The sequence below is a fragment of the Streptomyces sp. DvalAA-43 genome, from assembly GCF_900091725.1.
GTDB classification, from domain to species: Bacteria; Actinomycetota; Actinomycetes; order Streptomycetales; family Streptomycetaceae; genus Streptomyces; species Streptomyces pulveraceus.
In genome coordinates this window covers 348286-371710 of the sequence record NZ_FMBW01000043.1, presented here as the reverse complement: position 1 = coordinate 371710, position 23425 = coordinate 348286, and the positions used below count along the sequence as shown (strand labels likewise).

Sequence of the window (23425 nt, the reverse complement as noted above, 5' to 3'; positions counted from 1 at the left end):
CTTCTTGGCGGAATGGATCGCTCCGGGTGAGGATGCACCGCATGAAGAGCGATCTCTTTTCCAGCGAGAACATGGCGCAGCAGGCGACGGCCCCCGGGATGACCCTGCAGAACGCCAAATCCATCAAGTACGCAGTCAACGGCGAGATGCACGCCCGCCAGGGAGCGATGATCGCCTTCCGCGGCGATCTGCAGTTCGAGCGCAAGGGCCAGGGCATAGGCGGCCTGCTCAAGCGCGCCGTCACCGGCGAGGGACTGCCGCTGATGGCCGTCCGCGGCCAGGGCGAGGCCTGGTTCGCGCACGAGGCCGCCAACTGCTTCATCGTGGACATGGAACACGGCGACGTCCTCACGATCAACGGCCGCAACGTGCTCTGCTTCGACTCCACGATCTCGTACGAGATCAAGACCGTGAAGGGCGCCGGGATGACCGGCGGCGGGCTCTTCAACAGCGTCTTCACCGGCTACGGCAAGCTCGGCCTGATGTGCGAGGGTCACCCCATCGTGATCCCCGTCACGCCCCAGCAGCCGGTCTGCGTCGACACGGACGCGGTGGTCGGCTGGAGCGCCAACCTGACCACGTCGCTGCACCGCTCGCAGAGCTTCGGCTCGATGATCCGCGGCGGATCCGGCGAGGCCGTCCAGCTGCGCCTGGACGGCGAGGGTTTCGTGATCGTGCGCCCCAGCGAGGCCAAGCCCGAGAAGGCGACGGCCAACTGAGGCTGAGCGGCGTCGGACGCCGGTACGGCCTCGGCGGAGCCTGGGTGCTGCGCGGGGTCGACCTCGACCTGCCCCCGCGCACCCTGATCCGGGTCGAGGGCGCCAACGGCACCGGGAAGTCGACGCTGTTGAGGCTGCTCGCCGGGATCGATTCCCCGTCCGAGGGCAGGATCACCGGCCGTCGGCCGCGCACGGCGTACGTACCCGAGCGTTTCTCGGCCGCGTTGCCGTTCACCGCGGCCGGGTACCTGGTCCACCTCGGCCGCATCCACGGCCTGCGGAGCTCCGAGGCGACGGACCGCGCGCGGTCGTGGCTCGCCCGCCTCGGCGCCGCCGGCCATGCCCGTACGCCGCTTCCGGAGCTCTCCAAGGGCACCAGCCAGAAGGTCGCCGTCGCCCAGGCGCTGCTCGCCGAGCCGGAGCTGCTGATCCTGGACGAGGCGTGGACCGGGCTCGACACGGCGGCCCGTGACGAACTGGAACGGGCCGTGGCCGAACGGGTCGCGGCCGGTGCCACCGTCGTCTTCGTCGACCACGACCCGCGCAGGCTCGCCGGATCGGTCGACGCCGTGTTCCGGATCGAGGGCACCGGTCTGCTCGCCGCCCCCGCCACACGGGCCGCGGGGACCGGCACCCGGGTACGGATCGAGGCGGCGGGCCCGCCCGGTGCCGCGCTCCCCGCCGGGCTGCCGGGCACGCCGGAGCACACGCCCGCGGCCGACGGGGGCGTCCGGCTCACCGTCGCGGCCACGCACTCCGACGCACTGCTGCGCGCCCTGCTCACCGCGCACCCGCCCTGGCACATCCGGCGACTGGCCGCCGTCCCCGGCCTCGCGGAGAGCCCGGGGGACGACGGGCCCCCGCACCGCACCCCGACCCCCGAGGCACCATGACCGCCCTCCTCCGCTACCGGGCCGATCTACTGGTCCGCTCCCAGCGCTGGCTCGCCCCGGTCCTGCTGTACGCGGCCTTCGTCGGCATCGGCGTGCAGGCGGGACAGCCCGTCCTCGACTCGCTCGGCTACGCCGCCGCCGGGCTCCTGCCCGTCACCGCCTGGCTCGTCCAGCTCTGCGTCGACCAGGAACCGCCCGCCGCCCGGACCGTGACCGCCGCGGTGGTGGGATCGCCGAGGGTGCATCTGGCCTCGTTGCTCACCGGGCTCGGCTGCGCCGGGCTGCTGGGCGTGGCCGCCACCCTGGTCGTGCTGCTGATCAGCAGGCCGACCGGCCACGACACCACGGTCCGGGTGGCGCTGCTGCCCGCCGGGATCGCCGGACTGCTCGCCGCCGGCTGCTGCGCGCTGCTGGGGGCGGCGGTCGGCGCGCTCTGCACCCGGCCGCTGCTGCTCCGGCGGGGCTGGTCCGTCTCGGCCACCGTGCTCGCCGCGCTGCTGGCCGTCGTGACCAGTGGTTCGCCCGCCAACACCGCCGTGACGGGCCTGGTCACCGGAGCACGGACGGGCGTGGTCCACCTGCCCGTCCTGCCGTTCGTCGTCGCCGCCGCCCTCGCCGCCGCGGCGGCCGCGCTCACCTGTCGGCTGGCGTCCCTGCGTGCTGAGTAGGCTCGTACGCATGGACGAGCAGACGGACCGGGGCGGGGAAGAGACGTACTGCGGCGCACCTGCCGCGACCGCGGGGACGGAGACCGCCGCGGGCCCGCCCTACGCGGAGTGCGTGCTCTGCCGGAAGCCGACCGAGTACCCGGATTCGGTCAAGGGCATCACCCTCTGCCCGGTCTGCGCCTGGCAGGAGGCCCAGCGAACGGCGTGCTCGGGCTAGGGCCCTTCCCGCTCCCTGACACAGCGGACAGGTCCTGACGGACGCCCTCGTACGGCCGCTCGCAGCCGTCCGGGGCAGAACGCGGACCCACGTCCGGGTGAAGATGAAGACGGCCGGAAGCCCTATGGCCCCGCCGTGCCCAGGAAGATGCACTGGGACCAGCGGCTACCGAACCCGGCTCGGCCAGGAGGACATCGCCGACCGCTGGTCACTGTCGGAGGGCGACTTCTCCTTATCGGTACCGGCAGGAGACCTCTACCTCCTCAAGCGCATCCTCCACGACCGGAACGACGAGCAGTCGGCCACGATCCTGCGCAACTGCCCGCAGGCCATGGCTCCCGGCGGCCGCATCCTCGTCATCGACGCCGTCGTGCCGCCCGGCGACCTGCCCCATCAGTCCAAGACCCTGGACCTGATGATGACGACCTCCCTCGTGGGAAGGGAGCGCACGGAGGAGGACTTCACGCGGCTCTTCGAGGAGGCCGGGCTGCGCCTGCGCCGCATCGTGCCGACGCCCGACCGTCCTGTCCGTGGTCGAGGCGGTGAGCGCCGAGTAGGACCAGGAGCGCTGCGGCCGAAGCCTCCGAGCCGGCGGGGTCGCACCACGTCGTGACCCCGGACAGCGGCCCCTAGCGCTGTGCCGCCCGGATCAGGTCGGAGACCTTCACGAAGCGGTATCCGCGGCTGCGCAGCTCCGGGACCACCTGGCTCACCGCCTCGTCCGTGACCGGTGCCGCGCTGCGGGTGCAGTGCATGACGACCAGTGAGCCCGGCCGCACCCCGTCCAGCACCTGGTCGGCCACCGCGTCCGGGTTCGTCGCGAAGGCGTCGCCGCTGATGACGTCCCACTGCACCGCCGTCATCTTCTCGGGCGCCAGCGCGCTCAGCGAGGCGTCGTCGTAGCAGCCGCCCGGGAAGCGGAAGTAGGGCACAGTGTTGCGCACGCCGGCCTTCCGGAAGGAGGCGATGGCCCGTGCCGCGTCGGCGCGCATGTCGCCCTTCGCCACGGTCGGCAGCCCGTAGCAGGGGGACGTGAAGGCGTAGTGGCTGTACGAGTGGTTGGCGACCTCGAAGAGGGGATCGGCGCCGATGGACCTGGCCTGCGCCGGGTACTCGTCGGCCCACCGCCCCGTCATGAACACCGTCGCGGGTACCTTCAACTCGCGCAGCAGATCGATCAGTCCGGGATTGTCGAAGTGCTCGCCCGCCGCCGCGCGCGGCCCCTCGGCGGCCGTCATGTCGGCGTCGAAGGTCAGGGCCACCACCTTCTGGCCGGTCCGCGCCCCGTGCTCGAAGACCGGGGTCCGCCCGTCGGGGCCCGGGGCCAGGGTGGGCGGTGGTGCCGGGGCCGCGTGCGGCCGCGGAGAGGCCACGGCAGCGGTACGCGCCTCGGCCGGGGGGCCGTCGGTGGACACGATGCCGTGGCCCCCGCAGCCGGTGAGGCTGCCGAGCACCACACCGAGAACGGTCAGAGCCGTCGTTTTCCGCGCAGAATAAGTCACTAGCGGAAAATATCCAGTTATGTGACTAACGGGTGTATATGGCGCCTCTCCTGTCCGGAGTCGCGCGCGGATTCACCCGGCCCGTCGAATTACCACCCCCGGCCGGTCCGCTCCGCTTCGCCGCCCCGCCGGGCCGGTCCGTTTCTACGCATAGGCGCGGACGGCGACGACATGGGCCGAAGCGGCTCCGTTGGTCGACTCGACGACGATCCGCAGCGCCGTCGAGGTGACCGGCTCGTCCAGGGTGTGCACCTGGCGGCGGCGCCGGTTGTCCGTCGTGCGGGAGACGGTCCGCCAGCCGCCGTCCGTGTCGCGCGCTTCGACGCGGTAGTCCCGCAGCAGGGTGGGCAGTGTGTCGAACGGGGTCCGGTGGTGATGCAGGTTGATCAGGTCCTCGTTGACGTCGTCGTCGGCGAGGACATCGATCCGGCGGAGCGTGACCGGCTCCGGCCAGGCCAGCTCCAGCCAGGCCCCGCCGTCCTCCCCGAGGGGCTCGGACACCCACATGTGCGGACCGGCGTACGGGCGGGCGTAGCCGTCCACGGCTTTGGCCGGGGCGTACGCGGAGGTCCCGCCCGCCCGGAAGCGGAAGGCGCGGCGCAGCAGACCGGCGTCGGTCCACTCGCGCAGCGGCTGCGGCGACTCGGCGCGCGGGTCGAGTGGGATACGGGTCAGGCCCAGCACGCCCGGGGCCGGTCCGTCGGTGCTGTACAGGGCGAGGTCGTCATTGGCCCGTACGACGACGAAGGCGTTGCGGGCGCTCTCCGGAGCCCAGCGGAGCCCCGTCCCGACCCACTGCTTCGACCCGGCGGCGACCGGGACGGTGACGGAGTCGACGAGACGGCGGGGGACGTAGTTCTGGCCGAGCTCCGGGTCGTGGAGCTCGACGACGAGTTCCGTGTCCCGCTCGGCGTCCACGAGCAGGTCGAGGCCGGTCAGCTCGGGGTCGACGGGGAACACCAGACCGGCGTCCGAGGTCAGCGGCAGGCGCTCCAGCAGCGTCCCGACACCGAAGTCCGTCAGGCTGGACGAGGCCGTGACGGCGGCGCGCGGGGCAAGGTCGTCCGGGTCGTCCGACGCCAGACCGATGACGGAGGCGTCCTCCCGCAACAGGGTGCGCTGGAGCGCGGACACGTCGAGTGCGCGCGGGGCGCCCCCCTGGGCGGCACACAGCGCGGCGGCGGTGCCCGCGGCCTGGCCGACCGTCGCGCAGGTCGCCATGACCCGGGTCGAGCCGAAGGCGACGTGGCTGGCGGAGATGTTGCGCCCGGCGAAGAGCAGGTTCGTCGTGTTCACCGAGTACAGGCTCCGGTAGGGGATGTGGTAGATCCCGTCCGCGTAGCGCTGCTTGGCGCCGTCCCCGTCGGCGTACATGCCCTGCGGCGGATGCAGGTCGATGGACCAGCCGCCGAAGGCGACCCGGTCGGCGAATTCGGTCTGGCCGAGGATGTCGCCCTGGTGCAGTACGTAGTCGCCGAGGAAGCGCCGGTACTCGCGCTTTCCGGGCACCGAACCCACCCACTCCAGCGTCATGTCGGCGGCGTCGAACTCGCCGGAGTTCTTGATGTGGTCCCAGATGCCGTGGATGACCGCCCACAGTTCGTCACGGATGGCATCGTTGTCATGAACCGTGTCCAGCTCCCCGCCGAACTCGATCCACCAGTACGCGCAGCCGTTGTCACCGGACTTGATGATGCGGCGCTGCGGGATCGAGGTCTCGGCGATGTTCTTCGCGAAGGACGGGGGGACGTATTTGACCGGGTGACCGGCGTCCTTGGTGTAGAAGAGCAGGGTCGAGCCGAGAGTGATGCGGTCGGCCTCCTCGGGCGCCCACGGTTCGAGGTACTCTGCCCGCGATTCCCGGCCGATGCGGTGGCGGGCACCCGCCAGGGCACCGGCCAGGCCGTCTCCCGAACAGTCCAGGAACAGCTCGCTCTCGAAGCGGATGAGCCGCTCCGAGCCCATCATCCACCCGGTGACGGCGGTGATGTGCCGGGCGTCCTCCGGCCCGTCCGCGTCCACTTCCCGTACGTCGGTGTTGAGGTAGAGCGTGATTCCGGGCTCGGCCCGGACCGCGTCCAGCACCACCGCGTCCCAGTAGTACGGATTCCCGTCCGGGTTGCGGAACTGGTTCTCGACGAAGAGCTCGCCCATGATGCCGCCCTCGCGGGCGTGGTGGTTGTTGCCGTGGGCGGTGGCGCCGACCACCCAGACCCGGACCTCGCTGCTCGCGTTCCCGCCGAGCACCGGCCGGTTGTTGACGAGTGCCACGGTGCGGCCCAGCCGGGCGGCGGCGATCGCCGCGCAGACACCGGCCAGACCGCCGCCGACGACGGTGATGTCGTGCCGTACGGTTTCGTGCCTCATGGTTCACGTCCCATCGGGGGTTGGTTTCGAGGCTGCGGAATGCATGCCGCGCACCGCCGGGGGTGAGGGTGGGGTCGGACACGGGCCGGTGCGGGCGGGTCCCGCGGAGGCGCGCGGAACCAGGCGGGAGCCTATCTCCCCGCGCGCGGTCCCGCCGCGACTTCTTCCGAGGCCAAGAGATCAACGCCCTTCGGGCCGAAGGCCGTTCGGGGCGGCGTACGGGGTGGGCATCGGCCGCCCGCCCCCGTACGCCACCGTGCGCCCCGATGGGTCAGCGCGTCAGTGCCACGGCCCGGTCACCGCGAACGTCGTCCCCGGTGTGTAGCAGTTCACGTACATCGTGCCGCCGTCGGGAGCGAAGGTGACCCCGGCGAACTCGCCCCACTCGGGCTTCTCCGGCGTCCCGATGTTCTGCCGGCCCCGCGCCATCGCGTAGACCTCGCCGCCCCGCGTCAGACCGAACACATGCTGCGCGCCGCCACCGTCCTCGCACACCATCAGCCCGCCGTCCGCGGCGAGGCAGATGTTGTCCGGGGACTCGCCCGGCAGCTGCACATCGGTGCCGGGGCCGAAGACGATCACGAGCGTGAGACGGCGCCGCTTCGGCTCGTACCGCCACACCTGGCCGTAGTGGTCGGCGGCCGACCCCTCCGCGCTGTGCGCGAAGCTGGAGACGAAGTAGACCGAGGAGCCGCCCCAGTAGCAGCCCTCCAGCTTCTGCGCATGCGTGATGCCCTTGGGGCCGAAGTCCTGGAACCGGATCGGGGTCTCGGCCGCCAGCGGATCCGGCACGGGCACCCATTCGACGCCCTCGAAGCGCGCCCCGGTCTCCTGGACCACGGAGAGGTCGGGCACGCCCGGCACGCGCATGGCCTCCAGATGGCCGCCGGCCCGCAGGGAGCCCGTGCCGCCGAGCGGTTTCCTCGGCAGGAAGCGGTAGAAGAGCCCGAACGGTTTCTCGAACGCGTCCTCCGTCTCGTAGACGATCCCGCTCTTCGGGTCGATCGCGATGGCCTCGTGCTGGAACCGGCCCATCGCGGTGAGCGGCACGGCCCCGGTGCGGTGCGGATCGGCGCCGTCGACCTCGAAGATGAAGCCGTGATCCTTGGTGTAGCCGTTGGTACCGGCCCTGTCCTCGGTCTCCTCGCAGGTCAGCCAGGTGTTCCACGGGGTGCGGCCGCCCGCGCAGTTCACCGCCGTACCGGCGATGGCGACGCGTTCGCCCAGGACGTTGTTGCGGCCGTCCAGCTCCAGGGCCGTACAGCCGCCCTTGCCCATCGGGTCGTAGGTGAGGCCCTCGACGACCGGGACCTGGATCTTCGCGGTGACGCGGTTCTCGTGGTTGCGGACCAGGCGGACGTGTCCGTGGCGGCCCGCGAAGGCGGCCATGCCGTCGCAGTTGCTGGGTACCTGTCCCTCGCCGGAGCGGAGCCGGTCGCCCTCCCGGGACAGGACCCGGTAGCGGAAGCCCTTCGGCAGGTCGAGCAGGCCGTCGGGGTCGGGCACCAGCGGGCCGTACCCGCTGTGTCCCCGGGCGGCGGCGGTACCGGCGAAGAGTTCGGAGAACGCCCCCGTGAAGGCGATGGCGGCGACGGCCGCGCCGCCGCCGGCCAGGACCTGGCGACGGGTGGCGCTCGGGCGTGACGCTTCCGCGGTCGGGCGTGGGGCCTCCGCGGTCAGGTGCGACGCTTCCGCGGTGAGGCGTGACGTTTCTGATGACATGAGGCAACTCCCTGCTGGCGGACAGGAGAAGTGACCCGCATGTGTGTAGCACGCGCGGTGCCGCGCGGGAACCATGCGGGTCACCGGGCCCCGGACGTGTCCCGGGCCGGGAGCGGCCCCTGAGGTCAGGCCAGCGAGGCGGAGAGCGTGATCGTCGTGCCGGTCAGCGCCTGGCTGACCGGGCAGTTCGCCTTGGCGTCCTCGGCGGCCTTGACGAAGCCCGCCTCGTCGAGGCCGGGCACCTCGCCCTGGACGGTGAGGTGGATGCCGGTGATGCCGGTGCCGGGCTGGAAGGTGACGTCGGCCGTGGTGGTCAGCCGGGTCGGCGGGGTGCCGGCCGTGGCCAGGCCGTTGGAGAGCGCCATCGAGAAGCAGCTGGAGTGGGCCGCCGCGATGAGCTCCTCGGGAGACGTCTTGCCGTTCGCCTTCTCCGCGCGGGAGGGCCAGGAGACGTCGTAGTCGCCGATGCCGGAGGAGTCGAAGGTGACGACACCCTTGCCCTCGATCAGGTTGCCTTCCCAGACCGTGTGGGCCTGACGGGTGGTAGCCATGCTGGATCCCTTCAAACGGTGTGCGCGAGCGATACGGGGGCCCGGGGCGCCCGGAGGCGCCTCGGGACGGTACGCCCCCGAACCTACTGCGCCACCAGCCCCTTCGCGTCGCGTGCCAGCGCCGTCAGCCGGGAGATCGCCCGGAAGTACTTCTTCCGGTACCCGCCGTTCAGCATCTCCTCACTGAACAGCCGGTCGAACGGCAGCCCGGAGGCGAGCACCGGGACCTCCCGGTCGTAGAGCCGGTCGGCGAGGACGACGAGCCGCAGCGCGGTCGACTGGTCGGGCACCGGCTGGACCTCGGTGAGGCAGACCGCCCGCAGCCCGTCCGTCAGCGCGCCGTAGCGGCTCGGATGGACCCGGGCGAGATGGTCGAGCAGCGAGGGGAAGTCGTCCAGACTGGCCCCCTCGGTGGCGTACGCGGCCCGGGTGACCTGCTCGTCGGAGTACGGCGCGGGGGCCTCGGGCAGCCCGCGGTGGCGGTAGTCCTCGCCGTCGATCCGCAGTGGACGGAAGTGCGCGGACAGCCCCTGGATCTCCCGCAGGAAGTCGGCCGCGGCGAACCGGCCCTCGCCGAGCTTGCCGGGCAGCGTGTTGGAGGTGGCGGCGAGCGCGACGCCCGCCTCGACCAGCCTGCTCAGCAGCGAGGACACCAGCACGGTGTCGCCCGGGTCGTCCAGCTCGAATTCGTCGATGCACAGGAGCCGGTGCCCGCTCAGCGTCCGCACGGTCTGCTGGAAGCCCAGCGCGCCGACCAGGTTGGTCAGCTCGACGAAGGTGCCGAACGCCTTCAGCGAGGGGTCGGCGGGGGTGGCGTGCCAGAGGGAGGCCAGCAGGTGGGTCTTGCCGACGCCGTAGCCGCCGTCGAGGTAGACCCCGAGCGGCGCCGAGGGAGCCGTCGGCTTCTTGCTGAACCACTTGCGCTTGCCCGAGCCGCTGGCATGCGCCCCGCCGAGACCCGTCGCGAAGTCGCTCAGGACCCCGACCGCCGCCGTCTGGCTCGGCTGGTTGGGGTCCGGCACATACGTATCGAAGCGCACGGAGTCGAAGCGAGGCGGCGGCACCATCTCGGCGACCAGGCGGTCGGCGGGAACGCGGGGCTCTAGGGCGCACAGGGACAGGGGGGCCGTTTCGGCTATGGGGCTCTGCCCCGGCACGGCTGTGGAGGACGACACAACTCTCCACCTTAAGCGCCGTGCCAGACTGCGTGACATGCGACGCCTCTTCCCTGTGACCGACCTGACACCGGCCGACCGAGAGGGGGAGTGGACTCTGGACGCCCTGGCCGACGCCTATGCCTACCCCGAGCAGGACGGCCCCTGGCTGCGCGCCAACATGGTTTCGACGCTCGACGGGGCCGCTCAGCACGACGGCCGCTCGCAGCCGATCTCCTGCGCGAGCGACATGCGGATCTTCGGCACCCTGCGCGGTCTGGCCGATGTGGTGCTGGCCGGGGCGGAGACGGTACGGCTGGAGGGCTACCGCCCCGCCAGGGCCCGTGAGGCCTTCGCGGCCCGGCGGGCCGCGGCCGGGCAGGGGCCCGCACCCGCGATCGCCGTGGTGAGCGGCAGTCTGGACCTCGACTTCTCGCTGCCGCTCTTCACCGGGCCGCTCGTACCGACCCTGGTGCTGACCGGCGCCGGGGCCCCGCCGGGCCGGATCGAGGAGGCGCGCGCGGTGGGCGCCGAGGTGGTGATCGCGGGGGAGGGCTCCCGGGTGGACCCCGTCAGGGCCGTACGGGAGCTGGCCGACCGCGGGCTCAAGCGGCTGCTGACCGAGGGCGGCCCGAGGCTGCTGGGGCAGTTCGTGGCCGCCGGGGTGCTGGACGAGCTCTGTCTGACCCTCTCGCCGATGCTGACCGCCGGGGACGCGCAGCGGATCGCGGGCGGCCCCGCGATGGCCGTGCCGGAACGATTCGCCCTGGCGTCGATGCTGGAAGAGGCCGGGTTCCTGTTCACTCGGTACCGTCGGAGCTGACAATCAGCGGAATTTGTCGTTCCGGTTAGCTTCCGGTGGGCACAATTACTCTCGCAGACCCCGTGCGAGCACGGGGAAGGATGGTTTCAGCAGTGACTGGCGACGGTCACTGAAGCAGAAGGGCGCCCGTGGTGTTCACCAGCGTTTTGATGATCGAGAAGCCCCTCACCTCGGAGGACGTCGAGTTCGTCACCACCCTGCACGGGGAGGAGCGGATCTCCTTCGTCGTGCTCATGCAGCCGCGCGGTGACCAGGCCGATGTGCTGCTGCGGGCGATCGACGACCTGGCGATGGGCGAACTCAAGGAAGCCGCCCGGGAGGGCGAGGAGCCGGAGGGCAAGAACGCCAGACAGCCCGCCGAACTCGCGCTCGAAGTCTCGCTGGAGGCGCTGCGGCAGGCGGGTTCCGAAGCGGTCGGACAGGTGATCGAGGACCACCCCCTGGACAAGCTGAAGGCCGTGGTCGACGACGCGGAGGCGGACGAGGTCATCGTGCTGACCGCGCCGCACTACGTGGAGGAGTTCTTCCACCGGGACTGGGCGTCCAGGGCCCGCCACAAGGTCGGCGTCCCGGTGCTCAAGCTCTTCGCGCACAGCGAATAGGCTGGGCGCCCACGCGTACCGCCCCGGGTACGCGGATCGACCCCTGGGAGACAGACGCATGGCACCCGGTATTCCTGCCGCCATGGAACGGCCGCACTTCATCGGCATCGGCGGCGCCGGAATGTCGGGCATCGCGAAGATCCTCGCCCAGCGCGGCGCCAAGGTCGCGGGCAGCGACGCCAAGGAGTCGGGTACCGCCGAGGCACTGCGGGCGCTGGGGGCGACCGTCCACATCGGGCACGCCGCCGGACATCTGGCGGACGACGCCTCGTGCGTGGTCGTCTCCAGCGCCATCCGCGCCGACAATCCGGAGCTGCTGCGCGCCGCCGAGCTGTCGGTCCCCGTCGTGCACCGCTCCGACGCGCTCGCCTCGCTCATGGGCGGGCTGCGCGCCCTCGCGGTGGCCGGGACGCACGGCAAGACGACCACCACGTCGATGCTGGCCGTCGCCCTGACCGAGCTGAACCTCGACCCCTCGTACGCCATCGGCGGCGACCTCGCCGGGCCCGGCACCAACGCCGCGCACGGCGAGGGCGCGATCTTCGTCGCCGAGGCGGACGAGAGCGACCGCAGCTTCCAGAAGTACGACCCCGAGGTCGCGATCGTCCTCAACGTCGAGCTGGACCACCACGCGAACTACGCCTCGATGGACGAGATCTACGAGTCGTTCGAGGCCTTCGCAGGCAAGATCGTCCCCGGCGGCACGCTGGTGATCTCCGCCGACCAGGCCGGTGCCGTCGAGCTGACAGAGCGGGTCCGGGCCCTCCCCTCGCTGAACGTCGTCACCTACGGCGAGTCGGCGACCGCCGACGTACGCGTCCACAAGATCACCCCGCGCGGACTGACCAGCGAGGTCACGGTCGTCCTGAACGGGAAGTACCTCACGTTCACGGTCTCCGTGCCCGGCCGCCACTACGCCCTCAACGCCGTCGCGGCCCTCGCCGCCGGCGTCGCCCTCGGCGTCCCGGCGCACAACCTGGCCTCGGCGCTCGGCAAGTACACCGGGGTCAAGCGCCGCCTCCAGCTCAAGGGCGAGGTGGCGGGCGTGCAGGTCATCGACTCGTACGCACACCACCCCACCGAGATGACCGCGGACCTCGAAGCGATGCGCGGCGCCGCGTCCGAGGCGCGCCTCCTGGTCGTGTTCCAGCCGCACCTCTTCTCCCGCACCCAGGAGCTCGGCACCGAGATGGGCCAGGCCCTCGCGCTGGCCGACGCCTCCGTGGTGCTGGACATCTACCCCGCCCGCGAGGACCCGATCCCCGGCGTCACCAGCGAGCTGATCATCGACGCCGCGCGGGCCGCCGGCGCGGACGTCACCGCCGTCCACGACAAGGCCGCGGTCCCCGAGGCCGTCGCGGGAATGGCGAAGCCCGGCGACCTCGTTCTCACCATGGGAGCGGGCGACGTCACGGACCTCGGCCCGCAGATCCTGGACCACCTGTCGAGCTGAGGGAGCGACGTGTCGTACGACATCGAGAAGCCGGACGAGCAGTGGCGGGCCGAGCTGACGCCGGCCGAGTACGCGGTCCTGCGCCAGGCCGGCACCGAACCCGCCTTCGTCGGTGAATACACCGACACCAAGACCACGGGCGTCTACTCCTGCCGCGCCTGCGGCGCCGATCTGTTCCGCTCGGACACCAAATTCGAGTCGCACTGCGGCTGGCCGTCCTTCTTCGACCCGAAGGACACGGACGCGGTCGAGCTGATCCAGGACCGCAGCCACGGCATGGTCCGCACCGAGGTGCGCTGCGCCCGCTGTGGTTCGCACCTCGGCCATGTCTTCGAGGGCGAGGGCTACCCCACCCCGACGGACCAGCGGTACTGCATCAATTCGATCTCGCTGCGCCTGGTCCCGGACGAGGACTGAGACCGGCAGGATTTCGGCGGGTGCCCCGGAGCGTGCTCCGGGGCACCCGCCGTTCCGTATCCACGCGGTCCCGGGGCCGCCCGCTCATCGGCCGCTGTCCACCCGCTGCTCGATGAGCCCCGCCAGCCGCCCCGCCTCGTCGAGCGAGAGGACCAGCTCGTCGAAGTCGCCGCCAGCGGCGGCGCGCTCCACCTCCACGCGCAGCCCCGGCCTGCCCCGGTAGGCGGCCACCAGCTGCCGCGGGCCGGCCACCAGGCCCCAGGTGCCGATCTTGGCGACCCCGGAGGCGTGCAGACCCTTGCGGGTGCCGTGGGCGGCGCGCAGGGGGTCGTCGACGACGGTGACCCGGCGGACCGCGGTGAGCGGAACGGTCAGGGAGCCGCGCCGGAGCCAGGTGCGCTCCCACCCGGTGAACTCGATGGTGAGGCCGGTGTCGGAGATGTTCATCAGTGCCATGGGATTCCCCTCCGTCGGGGCCGGTCGGGCCCCTGGGCGGTCACGCGCCGTCGGCGTGCTGCCGCATTGCCATGAGCGTTTGTCTGTTCTATTAGATGTATAGCAGATAGAGTTCTGGTGTGTATCTCACGCTCGACCTCGACAGCGAGGTGCCGATTTATCAGCAGATCCGGGACCGGGTGGTGGAGGCCATCGCGGAAGGGGCGCTGGCGCCCGGTGCCGGACTCCCTTCCACCCGGCAGATGGCCGTCGACCTGGCGATCAACTTCCACACCGTCAACAAGGCGTACGACCTGCTGCGGCGCGAAGGGATCATCCGCGTCAACCGCAAGAGCGGTGCGGCGGTCCGGCCGGACGTCAAGCAGCCGTCGGACGAACTGCGCGCCGGAGTCGACTGGGAGGCGCGCATGCGCACCCTCCTCGCCGAACTGGATGTGCGCGGGATCCCGGAGGAGGAGGTGAAGGGCCATGTCGCGGCAGTTCTGGACACCTTCCCCGGCAGGGAGGACGAACATCCCTGACCCGTACGGCCGGGCGGGAGACCCCGGCGCGGGAGGCCTTGTCCCGGGAGGCGCCGTCCCGCCGGGACCGACGACAAGAGCCGTCCCGCCGGGACCGACGACAAGAGCCGTCCCGCCGGGATCAACGACAAGAACGGACAGGTGAACACCTTGCTGGTCGACGCAGCCCTCAACTTCGGCATACTCGCGGTGCTGGGCGCCGTTCTCTACGCCGCCCCCAGCCCGCTCCTCAATCCCCCCGCCGTGCCCTTCGGCGTCCGGGTCCCCCCGGACAAGGCGCGCGCCGACGCCGTCGAGGAACAGCGCGGGCGCTACCGGGGCGCGGTGCTGGCCGCCGCGGCCGTCGTCACCGTGGTCTCCTCGGCGCTCGGCGCCGCCCTGGGCACCCTCGCCGTCGGAGTCGTCGGTTCCCTGCTGCTCTGCGTCCTCGCCGCCGCGCTGTGGGTACGGGCCCACCGCGGCATCGCCCGTGCGAAGGCGGAGGGCGGCTGGTACGCACAGGCCCGGCAGGGCACCGTCATGGACACGTCCCTGCGCACCGATCCGGTCCGCTTCCCCTGGGGCTGGGCCGTCCCCGCGCTCGTCGTGATCGCCGTCAGCGTCGTCGTGGGCGTCATCGTCTACCCCGGCCTGCCCGACCGCATCGCGCTGCCCCAGCGCTCGCTCGACGGCACGGTCTACCGGATGTACCCGACCAATGTGTGGACCGCCTTCGGTTTCGTCCTCGGTCAGCTCCTGCTCACCCTGACCATGGTCGTCACCGTGGCGGGGCTGCTCCGGGCCCGCGCCGATCTCGATGTGGCCCGCCCCGTGGCCGGTGCCGCGCGGTACCGCCGCTACCTCACCGTCATGGCCCGCTCCATGATGGGCGTCGCCACCCTGATGAACCTGATGCTGTTCGGGCTGTCCGCGCTGATGTGGAGCGACACCCGCTCCACGGCCCTGACCCTGGCCGTCACCTTCGTGCCGCTCGTCGGGGTCCTCGCCCTGACCGGCTGGCTCGTCCTGCGCGTCGGACCCTCCGGGAGCAGGCTGCGGGAGGACACGGGCGAGGAGGGCACCGGACTGGTCCCGCGCGACGACGACCGCTTCTGGCGCGGCGCCGGTACGGTCTACGTCAACGCCGACGACCCCGCGATCCTGGTGCCGAAGCGGGTCGGCATCGGCTGGACGGTCAACTTCGGCAACCCGCGGTCCCTCGTCGTGGCCGCACTGGTCCTCGTCGTCGCGGTGGGAGCGGCCGTCGTCCAGGCCGTCCGGTGATTCCGGGGCGGCCGGGGCGCTGGCAGGTCCCGGCCGTCAGTCCTCGGTCCCGTCCTCGGCACTCTCCGGCTTCAGCAGCGGATGGGCGACGCCCGGGAAGACCCGGGCCCGTACGACCGGTTCCGCGGAGCCGCCGATGACCACGGTCTCGGCGACCCCCCACGGCCGTCCGCGCAGCACCACGGTCAGGTTGTACGAGGAGGCGCAGCCCATGCAGTCGTAGCGGTCGGCCCAGGTCTCCACGTCCGTGGCACTGCCGGGGTAGCGCGCCACGTGCCGGTGGAGTGCGTGGCAGCGCTCGCACCGCTCGCCGGGCTCGCAGGTGCCGCCGCAGGGACACGGGACGTCGAGGGTGTCGGCGGGACGCCAGCGCTGGGTGAGGACGGCCTCACGCGTGGCGCCCATGTCCTTCATGGCCTTGAGATTGCGGGCGGCGACGTTGTACGACTCGCCGGTGGCGGCCATCCGGTCCCGGATGACGTCCTTGCGTCCGCGGTTCGTCGTCATCTGTTCCTCCTGGGGGTGTCACGCAGCCCGCCGGGAGCGCACGAGATCGATGGGTCACACGGTACCGGTCACCCCGCACGGGTCACGAACTCCGTGGATCGCCCGCGACGACAGGGGGCCGCGCCCACGACCGCCGGCAAGGCCCGGCTACGACCGCCGTACCCGTGCCGCCAGCCGGTTGCCGAGCCGTCTGCGGAGGCCGGCCGGCCGGTTCCACGCCCGGAACGCCTCCACCGTGCGGCTGCTGCCCGCCCGCTCGGCGGCCTCCTCCACCGCCGCCACCTCGTCGGCGGACAGGCCGCGCACCACCGGACGCAGCACCTCCGCGAGCAGCGCCTCCCGGGTCCCGCTCCAGGCGGTTCCCGCGTGCGGGTGCGCGCTCCAGACGGTGAAGCAGTCGGCGACATACGCGGGGTCGGAGCGCAGCCGGGCGAGCACCGCGTCCTGGCGGGCGGCGCTGCCGTAGGCCGCGATGAGGTCCGCGTCGTCGCTGTGGACGAAGGCGTACAGCTCCGCCTCCGGCCGGTCCGGGGTGAGCAGTCGCTCGGCCAGGGCGCCGAACGCCTGCTCGCGCGGGCCCGGCTCCACCGGTTCGGCTGCGGCGCACAGCGTCCGGGCCCGTTCCGTCCAGCCCGGTTCCGCCGCCCCCGACCGGAGGTCCCGGGCGAACTCCAGGAGGTGCAGGGCGCCGCGCGTCCGCGCGTCGATCTCCTGCGGGAAGCCGCGCAACAGGTCGGGGGCGAGCTCCGGGGCGTCCGTGTCGTCGGCGGGGGCGCCGACCGCCGCCGCGAGGAGGGCGGACCACGTACCGGCCGTACGGTGTGCGTCGGAGGTGCTCCCGGCCAGCAGCAGCCGGGCCTCACCCGCCGTGGGGGTGGCGTCGCCCCAGACGAGACCCATGGCCGTGCGCAGCACCAGCGGTTCGGTGAACGGTGACATTCCACCGGCACGCACCACCGCGTTCAGCACCTTCACCCGGTCGTCGCCGTCGCCCGCCCCGGCGTCCGGCGCGGCGGCGCACATCCGCAGATGCGGCAGCGCCTGTGCCCCGGTGAACGGCAGGGCGACACCGGCCAGCAGGCGTTGGGCCGCCCGGGGGCGGTGCGGGGTGATCCGGTCCAGCTCGCCCAGCAGCGCGGTACGGACGTCGAACTGCTCGTCCAGGAGGTCGAGCAGCACCCGGGCGCAGTCGCCCGCCCCCTCGTCCAGCAGCCCCCGCGCCATCCGGCGTACGACCTCGGGGAGCAGCTCCGCGCAGTCCACGTCGAGCAGGCGCGCGATCCGCAGCAACTGGACGGTGCGCCCCACACTCCGCCCGGGTACCGCGTCCGGGGCCACGGGCGCACCGGTCGCCAGTTCGGCCCGCAGATCCTCGCCCAGGGCGTCGACGAGGGCGGCGGCGACGCGCTCCCCGTCCGGCCCGGCGAAGACCGAGCGCCCCGGGGGCGTCACGGAGACATCGCCCCCGTAGACCGTCTCCGTCACCAGCAGCGCGCCGAGGGAGGCCGTCACGGCCGCCGGGGCCCGTCCGTCGAGAGCGGTCAACAGCCGGGCCACGGCGGCGAGTTCGCGAGGCGTACGGTCGATGTCCGGGTCGGTCAGCGCATCGGTGAGCAGATGCGTCCGGTCCTCGTCCAGCGCGTACGGCCGCTCGGCGGCCCACTCGGCCGCCGCCGCCCGCTCCCCGGGGCCGAGCGGAATGCCCGCGCACAGGGCGGTGACGGCGAGCGGACCGGCGGCGAAGGGCCCGCCGGGCAGTTCGGCCGCCGCCCGGAACAGCTTCGGGGACCGGTTGCGCCAGATCCGGGCGCAGGTCTCGGCCCAGGCGTCGTCCACCGGCTCCCCGGGCCGCGACCCCGCGCAGTCGTGGACCCGCAGCGCCTGCGCCCCGGGGCCGTCCGCGCGCGGTGCGTCCTGCGGGAGCACGCCGACGAGCTGGTGCGGGGAGTGCGCCGGACGGCGGGTGTACGTCGTGAACGTCAGCCGGTGCGCGTCGTCCTGCGGGAGCACGGCCGAGGCGAGGGCGATCCACCGGGCCACATCGGCGCTGTGCCGCTCCACCAGGACCAGGCGCCCCGCCGCCGGGTCCTCGCACACCCGGCGCAGGTCGGCGAAGACCGCCGCCAGCCAGGGGCTCCGGGAGACCGCGAAGTCGTTGAGCGCCTCCGGTCCGAAGGCGGCGGAGGCGGGCAGCGCGGATATCCGCTCGGGCGCCCCTCCGGCCGGTGGGGTGGAGGACCAGCTCGGCGAGCGCCAGGCGGTGATCGGCAGCGCGTCCTCCGGCAGGCGCGTACCGGCCGGGAGGTGCACCGCGTGCGCGTGGAACCCGAGGGTGCCGGGGCCGGAGGACGGTCCGGCGTACGCCACCGCGCGGGCCAGCAGGTGTCCGCCGTCCGACAGTGCGCTGAAGCTGAACGCCTCGGGGAGGGAGCGGAGTTGGTCGGAGGTCGGCCGGTGCGGGGCGTCGGCGGGCGGTTCGAGGCGGAGGAGCTCTTCGGCCTCGGCCAGCACCTGCGTGGGCAGTCCGCCGCTCACCGCCGTGAAACGGGCGCCGCCCCCGTCGTCGTCCGCAGAGGCAGCAGAGGCAGCGGTGTAGTGCAACTGCGCGAGACTCATGCGTCGGGCCCTCTTCGTCCTTGCCGCAGACCTTCCCGTGCCCCTCGGGGCGGGCCGTACGACGCACGGCGACGACCCCGGCGGGAAGTGGGAACCGCGATCGCGGGAGCGACGCTATCAAGGCGTGCGCCTGCCCCGCGCGCCCCGCGGAACAGCTGTGCCGCGCACCGGAGTCGACCCGGCGCGCGGCACGGTGTATCAGACGCGCGCGGTGTCCGTCGCGTACGTCACGAAGCCGGTCCAGGCGGCGGGGGAGAGGGCGAGCTGCGGGCCCTGCTCGACCTTGGAGTCCCGCACATGGACGGTGGTGGGGCAGGCGGCAACCTCTACGCAGTCGTCGCCGGACCCGCCGCTGTAGCTGGACTTGTGCCAGGAGAGGGCGACTTCTACGCAGGAGTCGCCGGACCCGCCGCTGTAGCTGCTCTTGAACCAGGAAGGATCTGTGGTGGTGCTCATAGTGCTCCTCGCATCCGCTTCAACAGACCCACAGAGTCTTCGGGGGTGTGAGCCTGCGAACGCATCCTGGCATACCGCATCTGGAGCTTGCTGACCACAGTTGAATCGGCATGGAGCTGGCCGCTCTCCTGGCCCTCGCTGTATCCCAGCCACTTGTGCTCCGGCGTCTCCAACAGCCTGATCGGGCCGTCCAGCCCGGCGTGGCTCTCGCGGACCTGCGGCATGATCTGAATCTCGACATTGCGAAGCTCGGCGAGATCGAGAATGTGGTCGATGGCCTCCCGAATGACCTGCGTACCGCCCGTCTGACGCAGGAAGAGATGCTCTTCGAGGATGAAGCTGTAGTTGGTGTTGGTCCGCTCCCGCAGAAGTTGCTGGCGTTCCATCCGGGCCGCGAGCTGCCGCTCGATCTGCTCGTCGTCGAGCATGGGGAGCTGGTTGAGGAACAGCGCCCGCGCGTAGGACTCCGACTGCAACAGCCCCGGAAGCAACCGGCATTCGTACGTGTAGAGGTTGATCGCCTCCATCTCCAGCCTCGCCCATTGCTGGAACCAACTGGCGATGCCCGGTCGCCGGGACAGATGCTTCGCCGCCGCCCTGATCGCCCCGAACGCGTCCAGCACGATCTCGGAGCGCTCGACGAAGGGCAGTGGCGGGAACCTGCGGCCCTGTTCGATCGAGGCGACGGTCGGCACCGAGTACTGCACGCGTGGCGCGAACTGTTCCTGGGTGAGCAGGGCCCGCTTGCGAAAGACCTTGACGATTTCCCCGAACGTCCTCAGGCTCTCTGTGGGCTCCGGCTCTCCGCCCGACCGTGCTGTTCCGCCCGCCGTGCCGACGCCGTCCGTCATATCCGGCCACCTCCGTGCTCGTCGTACTCCGTGCCGCTACCGGCAGACAACTCGCCCATCGTCACGGACCGTTACCCCTACTGTCCACAGTCCGTACCCGTACGCTTGCTGAGCGTACGAGTTCTGGAGCTGGTCGGAGGGGGTTTCCGACGCCACGGTGGGCGCATGGAAGCCATCGCGACCCCCCAACCCCCGGTTACCGTACGTGTGTTCGTGCAGCGTTTCAGCTCCACACCGCGCGGGGCCCGGCTCGCCCGTCACCTCGCCCTGAATGTGCTGCACGACTGGGACATTCCGTACCGCAGTCACGCTTCGGAGGCGGCGGAACTGATCGTCTCCGAGCTGGCGACCAACGCCGTGACGCACGGCCGGGTGCCGGGCCGGGACTTCGAGCTGAGGCTCCGCCACTCACCCGGGGTCGACGGCGCACGCGGCGTCCTGTGCATCGAGGTCAGCGATACCCGGGGCGAACAACTCCCGCCGGGCCCGGCGCATCTGGTCCCACCGCCTGCCGACGCGGACGGCGGGCGCGGCCTCGTCCTGGTCGACGCCCTGGCCGACCGCTGGGCCGTGCTGGACCGGAGCCCGGGAAAGACGGTCCGCGCGGAGCTGGACGTCTCGTGCTGCAACTCGAAGCAACCGCAGTCGAGTTCATCGAGCAGGTCTTCCGTATCGATGGCGCGGGCCGGTCGGTGACCTGAGCCGGAGCGGGCGAGTCACTGCCCCGGCCGCCCGCTGCCCTGCGCGGGCCTCACCCGTTGGCCTGGGCGGGCGGTCGACACTGCCCCGGAATACCTGGCCCGGCCGCCCCTGATCGCCTATGCATGAAGGGTCGAACCTCCTTCGCCGGAAGAGGCCCCGTGCGCGACCACGAGAACGTCAGGACGACCGGAACCGAGGGTGCCCGGCGGGCGGCCCGCAGCTCCGAAGCCACATCGCATCCTCCGCTGCCAGGGCTTCTCCCGGTTCAGGCCGCCATGGGGAACGCCGCCGTGGTCCAGATGCTCCGCCAGGCCGGGCACCCCGGGGCGGAGGAGGCGCATGCGGACTCCGCCGGATGCGGCCACGACGACCAGGCCGAGCAGCCCGCCGTACAACGCTCCACCGTCCATGACGTCCTGCGCACCGTGGGCCGCCCGCTCGACAGCGGGACACGCGCGGAGATGGAGGCCCGCTTCGCCACGGACTTCTCCGACGTACGTATCCATGAAGGCGGCGCCGCGAGGGCCTCCGCCGCCGAAGTCGGTGCTCGCGCCTATACCTCGGGCAACCATGTGGTCGTCGGCGCGGGCGGCTCCGACAAGCACACCCTGGCGCACGAGCTGACGCACGTCGTCCAGCAACGGCAGGGGGCGGTCGCGGGCACCGACAACGGCGCGGGCCTGCGGGTCTCGGACCCTTCCGACCGGTTCGAGCGGGAGGCGGAGGCCAACGCCCGTCGGGTGATGAGCGGCCCCGCCCCGGCGGGCGGCCTCTCGGGTGCGGACGCTTCCCCCGCTCCGGGCGGCGGCGGGGGCTCCGCCTCGCTCCCCGTGCAGCGGGTCTTCCAGGGCGACCTGAACGGCTACGACACCGCTCGGGCGATGCAGGAGCTGAAGGCGCGGATCCCGGGGGCGACGCCGAAGTGGAGCGTGGTCAACGCGGCACGTACCGGCGCGACGGTCTACGGCGACCTGGGCGCCCTCGCGTCGTCGATGGGCCTCCAACTGCCCCAACAGGCCGGGGCCGTGGCCGTTCCGGAGGTCGTACGGGCTCCGGAGGTCGCTCCGACGTCCAGCGCACCCGCGCCCGCCTTCCCTGCGTCCCCCGTCTCCACGCCCACCGTCCCGGCCCGTCCCGCGCGGCGGCCGGTGCCCGCGCGCAAGCCGGCCGAGCACACCGCGACCACGGAGCAGCAGCAGTCGAGCTCCGCGGTCACCCAGCAGCAGGAACCCTCCGTCCCGGAGCGCGCCCCGGTGCGTCCCGCCCCTACCACCCTGCCTCCGGCGCCGGTCGTGGAGCAGCAGCACTGGGCCGCCGAGCAGATCCCGGCGGCGGACTTCGCGGCGAACTCCGCGCAGGCCCGGGGCGAATTGGAGAAGGAGCGGAGTGAGCCCCGCAGGTACCTGCGCCGACGGCCCGGGAGCCGGTTGAACGACGAGGTGTTCCAGCAGATGGCCCGGTCCGTGACGATCGTCAACAGGGCCAAGGCCGTACCGCACTTCATCGACCAGCTCTACAGCTGCCTGCAGTGGACCGGCCGCGCCCCCATCGCGGTCTTCACCCATGAGGCCCAGGGCAAGGGCGACCTGATGCTCGGCATCAAGACCGCCGACGCGCTGCGGGAGAACTTCCCGCGGACCGAGGCGAACAAGAACGACATCGCACTGCTGACCGCCGGAGCGGCGCACCAGAAGCAGCCGGGTGTATTCGAGGAATCCGGTCACCCGTTCACGGTGCTCGACGGTGCCACCCCCGCGGCTCCGGACCTCGGCCGGAACCAGGCCCCCACCCACGTGGTCGTCGCCCCGCAGCTGGCCGCCACGAAGAAGTTCCAGCGAAGCGTCGGCAAGTGGGGCAGCAAGACCTCCGCGATGACCGAGTACTCCAAGCAGGAGGACATGCCGCCGGGGGCCGACGGGACCGGCTACACCACCGGACTCGGTACGGGAGAGGTCGGCATCACGTTCGACGCCGGTCTGCGGGCCTACAAGCGGCAGCAGGACGAGATCGGGGGCGAGGAGGAGAAGCGGACGGCCCGGCTGGAGAACCTCCAGGCGCTGAAGTCCAAGGACCTGCTCACCGCGCTCTTTCCCGAGGATCAGGAGCGGGCGGCGAAGGCCTATGCCACCGCCGCCACGTCCCGGCTGTACTTCGCCTACTCCAACAAGAGCGCGCTGCGGTTCGCGCTCACCGTCGCCGAGGTCGAGAACGGCAAGACCAATGACGTACACGTCGTCCAGTCCTCTCCCAATCCGATGCCGGAGCTCGACGGGACCGCGAAGCGCGAACTCGCGGGGCTCGGAGTGGCCAAGGTCCGGCTGGTGCAGGTGACCTCGAACGGGCAGGCCCCGGCGATCACGTCCGTCGACACCGGTGGCCCCGGCAAGACGATGCACTGGATCACGACCGATCGGGTCCCGCACGACGACATGCTGACGCTGATCAAGGCGAGCGAGCCGATCGTGATGACGACCGGCAACCAGAGCACCTCCGAGGCGCTGTCGGCCGGCAAGACCATCATGTACGAGAGCATCGGCATGGAGCAGAGCAAGGCGTTCCGGCAGTCGCTGTACGCCGGTGCCGGGGTCAAGAAGCCGGACATCGACAGCCTCGCCGCCGTCAGCAGGGACTACGACAAGGCGGGCGCACCCCCAGGCCAGCCCGAGTTCAAGGCCGCCGCGGCGGCCCTCCAGAACATGCAGGAAGAGGGCAGGATGGGGGCCTTCAGCGACCGGGCCTCCGCCACCAAGGACCTCGGCCGCTGGGTCGGCGGGCAGCATCTGCGCGACTACCTGATGGGCACGCCGCTCGCCTCCGAACTGCGGAGCAAGGAAGCGGAACTCACCTCGGGCGCCCGTGAAGCGGCTTCCTACAAACGCTTCGTCGACCACCTCCTCGGACTCCCGGAGGGTGCGGAGTAGCCCTGCCGGACCCCTGGCGCTCCGGCCCCCCACCCGCGGCCGGA

The 23425-nt window shown here is 72.0% G+C and carries 23 protein-coding genes; 13 read left to right on the top strand and 10 right to left on the bottom strand.

From position 1 onward, the window contains the following. Positions 1 to 41 precede the first annotated feature (41 nt). The 5 genes from GA0115234_RS16375 (at position 42) to GA0115234_RS16355 (ending at position 3110) form a co-directional block, all read left to right on the top strand. Positions 42 to 719 carry an AIM24 family protein gene (locus GA0115234_RS16375; protein ID WP_093542264.1) on the top strand — a complete coding sequence of 226 codons (678 nt, stop codon included), beginning with the start codon at positions 42 to 44 and terminating at the stop codon, positions 717 to 719. A gap of 44 nt (positions 720 to 763) precedes the next feature. Beyond that, positions 764 to 1612: an ATP-binding cassette domain-containing protein gene (locus GA0115234_RS16370; protein ID WP_093542262.1), complete on the top strand. Its 849-nt coding sequence runs from the start codon at positions 764 to 766 to the stop codon at positions 1610 to 1612. Continuing rightward, positions 1609 to 2280, top strand: coding sequence for an ABC transporter (locus GA0115234_RS16365; protein ID WP_093542260.1), 672 nt, complete (start codon positions 1609 to 1611; stop codon positions 2278 to 2280). Before GA0115234_RS16370 ends, GA0115234_RS16365 begins: the two co-directional genes overlap by 4 nt. 10 nt (positions 2281 to 2290) lie before the next feature. Continuing rightward, the gene (locus GA0115234_RS16360) at positions 2291 to 2497 is read left to right on the top strand and encodes a hypothetical protein (protein WP_093542258.1); all 207 of its coding nucleotides are present in this window, start codon (positions 2291 to 2293) and stop codon (positions 2495 to 2497) included. A 103-nt stretch (positions 2498 to 2600) separates the two neighbouring features. Continuing rightward, positions 2601 to 3110, top strand: a complete 510-nt coding sequence (locus tag GA0115234_RS16355; protein ID WP_343335946.1) for a methyltransferase — start codon at positions 2601 to 2603, stop codon at positions 3108 to 3110. Between the two features lie 16 nt (positions 3111 to 3126). On the opposite strand, the gene GA0115234_RS16350 is transcribed toward GA0115234_RS16355, so the two are convergent. From GA0115234_RS16350 to zapE, 5 genes are all read right to left on the bottom strand, one after another. Continuing rightward, positions 3127 to 3999 carry a polysaccharide deacetylase family protein gene (locus tag GA0115234_RS16350; RefSeq protein ID WP_256088734.1) on the bottom strand — a complete coding sequence of 291 codons (873 nt, stop codon included), beginning with the start codon at positions 3997 to 3999 and terminating at the stop codon, positions 3127 to 3129. A gap of 144 nt (positions 4000 to 4143) precedes the next feature. Further along, entirely contained in the window at positions 4144 to 6366 is a 2223-nt protein-coding gene (locus GA0115234_RS16345) for an FAD-dependent oxidoreductase (protein WP_093542256.1), read from the bottom strand. A gap of 279 nt (positions 6367 to 6645) precedes the next feature. Further along, positions 6646 to 8088: an alkaline phosphatase PhoX gene (locus tag GA0115234_RS16340; protein WP_093542254.1), complete on the bottom strand. Its 1443-nt coding sequence runs from the start codon at positions 8086 to 8088 to the stop codon at positions 6646 to 6648. Between the two features lie 125 nt (positions 8089 to 8213). Continuing rightward, the gene (locus GA0115234_RS16335) at positions 8214 to 8639 is read right to left on the bottom strand and encodes an OsmC family protein (RefSeq protein ID WP_093542252.1); all 426 of its coding nucleotides are present in this window, start codon (positions 8637 to 8639) and stop codon (positions 8214 to 8216) included. Between the two features lie 83 nt (positions 8640 to 8722). Then, the gene (gene zapE, locus GA0115234_RS16330) at positions 8723 to 9814 is read right to left on the bottom strand and encodes a cell division protein ZapE (protein ID WP_093542250.1); all 1092 of its coding nucleotides are present in this window, start codon (positions 9812 to 9814) and stop codon (positions 8723 to 8725) included. Positions 9815 to 9851: 37 nt separating this feature from the next. On the opposite strand from zapE, the gene GA0115234_RS16325 reads away from it, so the two are divergent. From GA0115234_RS16325 to msrB, 4 genes are all read left to right on the top strand, one after another. Next, entirely contained in the window at positions 9852 to 10616 is a 765-nt protein-coding gene (locus tag GA0115234_RS16325) for a pyrimidine reductase family protein (RefSeq protein ID WP_237541402.1), read from the top strand. Positions 10617 to 10765: 149 nt separating this feature from the next. Then, positions 10766 to 11218 (top strand): indole-3-glycerol phosphate synthase, encoded by a 453-nt coding sequence (locus GA0115234_RS16320; RefSeq protein WP_093542426.1) that lies wholly within the window; start codon positions 10766 to 10768, stop codon positions 11216 to 11218. A 58-nt stretch (positions 11219 to 11276) separates the two neighbouring features. Beyond that, complete coding sequence (murC, locus tag GA0115234_RS16315; protein ID WP_093542246.1) at positions 11277 to 12671, top strand: UDP-N-acetylmuramate--L-alanine ligase; 1395 nt, start codon at positions 11277 to 11279, stop codon at positions 12669 to 12671. Positions 12672 to 12680: 9 nt separating this feature from the next. Then, the gene (gene msrB / locus GA0115234_RS16310) at positions 12681 to 13088 is read left to right on the top strand and encodes a peptide-methionine (R)-S-oxide reductase MsrB (RefSeq protein ID WP_093542244.1); all 408 of its coding nucleotides are present in this window, start codon (positions 12681 to 12683) and stop codon (positions 13086 to 13088) included. A gap of 84 nt (positions 13089 to 13172) precedes the next feature. Here msrB and GA0115234_RS16305 read toward each other — a convergent pair whose 3' ends face one another. Beyond that, positions 13173 to 13544, bottom strand: coding sequence for a hypothetical protein (locus GA0115234_RS16305; RefSeq protein ID WP_093542242.1), 372 nt, complete (start codon positions 13542 to 13544; stop codon positions 13173 to 13175). Positions 13545 to 13663: 119 nt separating this feature from the next. On the opposite strand from GA0115234_RS16305, the gene GA0115234_RS16300 reads away from it, so the two are divergent. Both GA0115234_RS16300 and GA0115234_RS16295 read left to right on the top strand, forming a co-directional pair. Then, complete coding sequence (locus GA0115234_RS16300; protein ID WP_093542240.1) at positions 13664 to 14065, top strand: GntR family transcriptional regulator; 402 nt, start codon at positions 13664 to 13666, stop codon at positions 14063 to 14065. Positions 14066 to 14206: 141 nt separating this feature from the next. Beyond that, complete coding sequence (locus GA0115234_RS16295) at positions 14207 to 15328, top strand: DUF1648 domain-containing protein (protein WP_093542238.1); 1122 nt, start codon at positions 14207 to 14209, stop codon at positions 15326 to 15328. A 36-nt stretch (positions 15329 to 15364) separates the two neighbouring features. Here the strand turns inward: GA0115234_RS16295 and GA0115234_RS16290 are convergent, their stop codons facing one another. The 4 genes from GA0115234_RS16290 to GA0115234_RS16275 form a co-directional block, all read right to left on the bottom strand. After that, a complete protein-coding gene (locus tag GA0115234_RS16290) occupies positions 15365 to 15835 on the bottom strand; it encodes a hypothetical protein (protein ID WP_093542236.1) in 471 nt (156 codons plus the stop codon). Positions 15836 to 15982: 147 nt separating this feature from the next. Further along, entirely contained in the window at positions 15983 to 18451 is a 2469-nt protein-coding gene (locus GA0115234_RS16285; protein ID WP_093542234.1) for a GTPase-associated protein 1-related protein, read from the bottom strand. A 198-nt stretch (positions 18452 to 18649) separates the two neighbouring features. Beyond that, positions 18650 to 18907 carry a DUF397 domain-containing protein gene (locus GA0115234_RS16280; RefSeq protein ID WP_093542232.1) on the bottom strand — a complete coding sequence of 86 codons (258 nt, stop codon included), beginning with the start codon at positions 18905 to 18907 and terminating at the stop codon, positions 18650 to 18652. Further along, a complete protein-coding gene (locus GA0115234_RS16275) occupies positions 18904 to 19758 on the bottom strand; it encodes a helix-turn-helix domain-containing protein (RefSeq protein ID WP_093542230.1) in 855 nt (284 codons plus the stop codon). The genes GA0115234_RS16280 and GA0115234_RS16275 overlap by 4 nt, the downstream gene beginning before the upstream one ends. Before the next feature lie 165 nt (positions 19759 to 19923). Between GA0115234_RS16275 and GA0115234_RS16270 the strand changes: the two genes are divergently transcribed. Beyond that, entirely contained in the window at positions 19924 to 20454 is a 531-nt protein-coding gene (locus GA0115234_RS16270; protein ID WP_093542228.1) for an ATP-binding protein, read from the top strand. Positions 20455 to 20582: 128 nt separating this feature from the next. Next, the gene (locus GA0115234_RS43435) at positions 20583 to 23381 is read left to right on the top strand and encodes an eCIS core domain-containing protein (protein WP_093542226.1); all 2799 of its coding nucleotides are present in this window, start codon (positions 20583 to 20585) and stop codon (positions 23379 to 23381) included. The last annotated feature ends 44 nt before the right edge of the window (positions 23382 to 23425 follow it).

What these genes read in the sequence shown, in the direction of transcription:
- GA0115234_RS16365 (WP_093542260.1), top strand. Translation starts at nt 1,609, where the DNA reads ATGACCGCCCTCCTCCGCTACCGGGCCGATCTACTGGTCCGCTCCCAG.
- GA0115234_RS16340 (WP_093542254.1), bottom strand. Translation starts at nt 8,088, where the DNA reads ATGTCATCAGAAACGTCACGCCTCACCGCGGAAGCGTCGCACCTGACC.
- GA0115234_RS43435 (WP_093542226.1), top strand. Translation starts at nt 20,583, where the DNA reads ATGAAGGGTCGAACCTCCTTCGCCGGAAGAGGCCCCGTGCGCGACCAC.
- GA0115234_RS16285 (WP_093542234.1), bottom strand. Translation starts at nt 18,451, where the DNA reads ATGAGTCTCGCGCAGTTGCACTACACCGCTGCCTCTGCTGCCTCTGCG.
- GA0115234_RS16345 (WP_093542256.1), bottom strand. Translation starts at nt 6,366, where the DNA reads ATGAGGCACGAAACCGTACGGCACGACATCACCGTCGTCGGCGGCGGT.
- murC (WP_093542246.1), top strand. Translation starts at nt 11,277, where the DNA reads ATGGCACCCGGTATTCCTGCCGCCATGGAACGGCCGCACTTCATCGGC.
- GA0115234_RS16325 (WP_237541402.1), top strand. Translation starts at nt 9,852, where the DNA reads ATGCGACGCCTCTTCCCTGTGACCGACCTGACACCGGCCGACCGAGAG.
- GA0115234_RS16335 (WP_093542252.1), bottom strand. Translation starts at nt 8,639, where the DNA reads ATGGCTACCACCCGTCAGGCCCACACGGTCTGGGAAGGCAACCTGATC.
- GA0115234_RS16375 (WP_093542264.1), top strand. Translation starts at nt 42, where the DNA reads ATGAAGAGCGATCTCTTTTCCAGCGAGAACATGGCGCAGCAGGCGACG.
- GA0115234_RS16290 (WP_093542236.1), bottom strand. Translation starts at nt 15,835, where the DNA reads ATGACGACGAACCGCGGACGCAAGGACGTCATCCGGGACCGGATGGCC.
- GA0115234_RS16305 (WP_093542242.1), bottom strand. Translation starts at nt 13,544, where the DNA reads ATGGCACTGATGAACATCTCCGACACCGGCCTCACCATCGAGTTCACC.
- GA0115234_RS16280 (WP_093542232.1), bottom strand. Translation starts at nt 18,907, where the DNA reads ATGAGCACCACCACAGATCCTTCCTGGTTCAAGAGCAGCTACAGCGGC.
- GA0115234_RS16275 (WP_093542230.1), bottom strand. Translation starts at nt 19,758, where the DNA reads ATGACGGACGGCGTCGGCACGGCGGGCGGAACAGCACGGTCGGGCGGA.
- GA0115234_RS16270 (WP_093542228.1), top strand. Translation starts at nt 19,924, where the DNA reads ATGGAAGCCATCGCGACCCCCCAACCCCCGGTTACCGTACGTGTGTTC.
- GA0115234_RS16355 (WP_343335946.1), top strand. Translation starts at nt 2,601, where the DNA reads ATGAAGACGGCCGGAAGCCCTATGGCCCCGCCGTGCCCAGGAAGATGC.
- GA0115234_RS16320 (WP_093542426.1), top strand. Translation starts at nt 10,766, where the DNA reads ATGATCGAGAAGCCCCTCACCTCGGAGGACGTCGAGTTCGTCACCACC.
- GA0115234_RS16360 (WP_093542258.1), top strand. Translation starts at nt 2,291, where the DNA reads ATGGACGAGCAGACGGACCGGGGCGGGGAAGAGACGTACTGCGGCGCA.